At 48.1% G+C, this 786-nt stretch carries 1 protein-coding gene; it reads left to right on the top strand.

What is annotated here, in order from left to right; genetic code table 11:
- Positions 1-129 precede the first annotated feature (129 nt).
- Positions 130-786 (top strand): transposase (locus L323_RS33095; protein ID WP_020815957.1); only part of this gene is annotated, 657 nt, incomplete at its 3' end.

The raw sequence follows: 786 nt of genomic DNA, 5'->3' as shown, positions 1-786 counted from the left end.
TGAGCGTTTTGCAGTAATCTGAGGCCTTGAGCCGTAAGGATTTTCGGACATAAAAAAGGGACTTCACCCCAACTTGGAGAAGTTTTCAAGTGACTAAACCCAAAAACCTCAAGGATGGAGGAAGTCACTTTGTATATTCTCCAAGAATGTCTGTTTTCCTTCGAAGAACTTTTAAAAATTCAACCCAAGGAGAGATTGCCGATCTTCTTCAGTTCTCTCGATCTGAGACCGTATGCCAAGGAACTGAGAAGCCGTTCACCCCGAGGCGCTGAGGGATACTGCAGACAAGGTATTCTACGAGCACTCTTGGCTGCGCCGCTTGAAGGAATAAGTACCTTTTCAGGGTTGCATAAGCGTTTGGATACGGATCTCCGGTTTCGTTATCAGTGTGGTCTTCCGCTGGATCGAGAAGCTCCTTCCATATCCACATTAAGCCGAGTTTTCTCAGAACTGACGAGAAAGGACTTGGCAAAACGGCTTTTTGAGGATTTGGTCACACGCTGCAAGCAAGAAGGCATCATAGAAGGCAGTAACGTCGCCATAGACAGCGCCGCTCTCCGCGCTTACGAGAAAAAGCAGCCCAAACGCAAAAGCGAGCAAACGGGTAATGCGAACTGGGGCGCAAAAATTGATTCCTTCGGCAATAAAATCACATGGTTTGGTTACAAAATTCATCTGGCGGTCGATACGAAAAGTGAATTGCCGATCGCCTTGGAAGTAACGCCGGCGCATGTCAATGATGGAGAAATGGCGCCGGGCCTGATCGAGAAAACAGCGTCCAGGACG

Origin of the sequence: Ruminiclostridium papyrosolvens C7 (assembly GCF_000421965.1) — a bacterium.
Lineage (GTDB): Bacteria > Bacillota > Clostridia > Acetivibrionales > DSM-1351 > Ruminiclostridium > Ruminiclostridium papyrosolvens_A.
Note: the sequence above shows the minus strand (reverse complement) of the source record. Positions and strands in the feature narration are given on the sequence as shown.